Genomic DNA, 3,555 nt, shown 5'->3' on the forward strand with positions numbered 1-3,555 from the left:
TGCTGATTGCCGGCGCACCCAAGCTGGCGGCATTCGCCATCTGCATCCGTTTGCTGGTGGAGGGCGTGTGGGCGCTGGCAATCGACTGGCAGCAAATGCTGACGGTGCTGGCCGTGTTGTCGATGGTGGTCGGCAATATCACCGCCATCGTGCAGACCAACATCAAGCGCATGCTGGCTTATTCAACCATCGCACAGACTGGTTTCATGTTGCTGGGCCTGCTGGCCGGTGTGTTCAGCGGCAGCAATGCCGCCTCTGCCGCCAGCGCCTACAGTGCGTCGCTGTTCTATTCGCTGACGTATGTGCTGACCACATTGGGCACCTTTGGCGTCGTGATGCTGTTGTCGCGCTCGGGCTTCGAGGCGGACAATATTGACGACTTCAAGGGACTCAACCAGCGTAGCCCGTGGTTTGCCGCGGTCATGATGGTGCTGTTGCTGTCGCTGGCGGGCGTACCGCCGATGGTCGGCTTCTATGCCAAGCTGGCGGTGCTGCAGTCGGTGCTGGCGTCCGGCCAGGTCTGGCTCGCCGTGGTCTCGGTACTGTTCTCGCTGGTGGGGGCGTATTACTACCTGCGCGTGATCAAGGCGATGTATTTCGACGACGCCATCGATACCGCGCCGATCACGGTGCCCGGCGAAATGCGCTTTGCGCTGTCCGCCAATGGCGTGGCGATCGTCGTGCTGGGCCTGCTTCCGGGCCCGCTGATGGCAGCTTGCGTGGTCGCCATCACCCGCACCCTCGCTTCCTGATCCGGCCGAGGTGGACGTCGCCCTGTCGAGCTGGTTCGTGATCCTGTTGGCGGCTTGCGCTGCCAACCTGCCTTTCATCAACCAGCGGCTGTTCGGAATTATCACACTCAAGCGCGGTCGCAAATCCTTGTGGCTGCGTCTGCTTGAACTGATCGTGCTGTACCTTGCCGTCGGGCTGGTGGCGCGGCTGCTTGAGTCACGCATCGGCAATCTCGCCCCGCAAAAATGGGAATTCTATGCCGTGACAGCCTGTCTGTTCCTGGTATTGGCTTTCCCTGGATTCACCTATCGTTACCTGCGGCGGCAGCGCTCGGAATAGCGTGTGCGACGGGGTTCGACGCAGCCGATCGTGATGGCCCTTGACCCTGACTTAGCGGAAGCGGAATTCCACATGGACAAGCACCTGGAAGAAACCTGCGTCGAAAGCGAGCCCGCCTACACCGGCAGTTTCCTGAAAATTTCGCGGGACAAGGTTCGTTTGCCCGACGGCAAGATCGCCGAGCGCGAGTACGTCCGGCATCCGGGCGCAGTGGTCATCCTGCCGCTGATGGCGGATGGCAGGATCCTGCTGGAACGGCAATACCGATACCCCTTGCACCGAGTGTTCATTGAATTTCCTGCCGGGAAAATTGATGCCGGTGAAGACCCCTTGCTGTGCGCCCAGCGCGAACTGCAGGAAGAGACCGGCTACACCGCCGGCCAGTGGCAGCATGTCTGCACCATTCACAATGCCATCGCCTACTCGGATGAACATCTCGAGATTTACCTGGCACGCGGCCTGGTTGCCGGCGAGGCGAAACTCGATGATGGCGAATTCCTGGAAACCATGGCGGTCACGCTGGATGACATGCTGCAATGGGTGAGGGAAGGGAAGATCACCGACGTCAAGACCGTCATTGGCGCGTTCTGGCTGGAAAAAATAATGTCCGGCGCCTGGCTCCCCGCAGCCGGCGACGCCGCGCCCTAGCCAGCGGCGTGCTTCTAGCCAGATTGGCGCAATGCCAATCGTGGTGAAGGGTCCGCATTCACCCGGTCGGCAGTAATCGAAAACGGTGCGCTTACGACGCTCGCCGCAAGTTTTGCTGGCAGCGCCGTAGCATTTTGGCCGGCCGTCGCTGTGCGCGATGTCATACCAACTGAAAATACCTCACTCAATCGAACGGCCTGTGATCCGCACCGGAACTGATTCCGGGCGCTTTCCACAAACCCGTCCGTCCGGCCGATCTCTGGCGTCTGACTTTGGCAGGTCCGGCAAAGCCCCGAGCACCTACTTTCTAATGCATCTCAATTCGCAAGGAGTAGCACGCAATGAAAAGAGCGCCAAGCACTGGTCCCGATTCCGCCAGGTCTATCGTTAATAGCGCGTTGATGCCGAACGCCAGCGCAATGCCGCAGGCGAGTGCGCCGCGCGTAAGCAGCGGTCGTGCCGCAGCGCCGCTTCCTTCCGGGTTTGCGCGTTATCGTCTATTGCCGGAAGATGAGCTGACGCAGGATTCGCTGGCACAACCCGCGCGGGTGATCAATGCACCCGTCAATGCCAATCTCCACGCGATCGACGCCAGCATCCGCGCTCAGTATGTCTACGCGGCAGGGCAGGGAGACGCCGCTTCGCAGTTCAATCTCGGCCTGATGCATGACCTTGGGGTTGGCGTGGCGGCGGATGAAGCCAAGGCAATCGAGTGGTATGGCAAGGCGGCCGCACAGGGATATGCGCCTGCGCAGTGCAATCTTGGTGCCATGTATTTATCTGGCAGGGGCGTTCCCAAGGATGCGGTCCGGGCTTTCGAATGGATGTACAAGTCTGCGGTGCAGGGGAATAGGGCGGCGCTCGCCAACGTTTGCGTCATGCACGCCTCGGCCAAGGGAGTGGCCAGGGATGACGCCAGGGCCACCAGGTTGATTTGCGAGGCGGCCGCGCGGGGGAATGCCCGCGCGCAGTTCCGACTTGGCGTCATGTGCCGCACTGGCATCGGCGCCACCCGGGACGACGCCAGGGCAGCCGAGTGGTTTGCGAGGGCTGCGGCGCAGGGCTATGAGGATGCGCAGCACATCACTGACTGGCTGGCGGCACAGCAATGATCGTAACGCATGATCCTGCTAGCTGATCGCTGCAATAACGCATTCAAATCACGGCCGGATGAACCGGCCGTTTTTACATGTTCGGGTAATTCGGCCCGCCACCGCCCACCGGCGTCACCCAGACGATGTTTTGCGTCGGATCCTTGATGTCGCAAGTCTTGCAGTGTACGCAATTCTGCGCATTGATCTGCAAGCGATCTGCGCCGTCGTCGGTCTTCACGAATTCATAAACACCGGCAGGGCAATACCGTTGCTCGGGCCCGGCGTATTCAGCCAGGTTGACCTGTACCGGTATCGCCGGATTTTTCAGTGTCAGGTGGATCGGCTGGTTTTCCGCGTGGTTGGTATTGGAAATGAAGACCGACGATAGCCGGTCGAAGGTCAGCTTGCCGTCCGGCTTGGGATAAACGATGGGCTTGTAATTTGCCGCAGGCTTCAACGTTTCATGATCCGCATGCTGATGATGCAGGGTCCATGGCGCCTTGCCGCGGAACAGTACCTGGTCGATGCCGACCATCAGTGTGCCGGTGTACAGGCCCTTGCTCATGAACGGCTTGAAATTGCGGGCGACGAACAATTCTTCATGCAGCCAGGACGACTCGAACGCTGCCGGGTAGGCCGCCAGCTCATCGGACTGGCGACCTGCGGCCAGGGCGTCGAAAGCAGCCTCTGCGGCCAGCATGCCGCTCTTCATTGCGGCATGGCTGCCCTTGATGCGGCTGGC

Annotated in this window: 5 protein-coding genes; 4 read left to right on the forward strand and 1 reads right to left on the reverse strand. The window is 60.7% G+C overall.

What is annotated here, in order from left to right:
- The 4 genes from Q7T64_RS07720 to Q7T64_RS07735 all read left to right on the forward strand — a co-directional run.
- Positions 1-752: NADH-quinone oxidoreductase subunit N (locus Q7T64_RS07720; RefSeq protein ID WP_304793823.1), on the forward strand; the 752-nt coding region annotated here is incomplete at its 5' end.
- A gap of 10 nt (positions 753-762) precedes the next feature.
- The gene (locus Q7T64_RS07725; protein WP_304793826.1) at positions 763-1,071 is read left to right on the forward strand and encodes a DUF2818 family protein; all 309 of its coding nucleotides are present in this window, start codon (positions 763-765) and stop codon (positions 1,069-1,071) included.
- Positions 1,072-1,143: 72 nt separating this feature from the next.
- Positions 1,144-1,719: an NUDIX domain-containing protein gene (locus tag Q7T64_RS07730; RefSeq protein ID WP_304793829.1), complete on the forward strand. Its 576-nt coding sequence runs from the start codon at positions 1,144-1,146 to the stop codon at positions 1,717-1,719.
- Between the two features lie 401 nt (positions 1,720-2,120).
- Entirely contained in the window at positions 2,121-2,831 is a 711-nt protein-coding gene (locus Q7T64_RS07735; RefSeq protein ID WP_304793832.1) for a tetratricopeptide repeat protein, read from the forward strand.
- A 73-nt stretch (positions 2,832-2,904) separates the two neighbouring features.
- Here the strand turns inward: Q7T64_RS07735 and Q7T64_RS07740 are convergent.
- On the reverse strand, positions 2,905-3,555 hold a 651-nt coding region (locus Q7T64_RS07740; protein WP_304793835.1), incomplete at its 5' end, for a 4Fe-4S dicluster domain-containing protein.

Source organism: Lacisediminimonas sp., from assembly GCF_030645335.1.
GTDB lineage: Bacteria > Pseudomonadota > Gammaproteobacteria > Burkholderiales > Burkholderiaceae_D > Lacisediminimonas.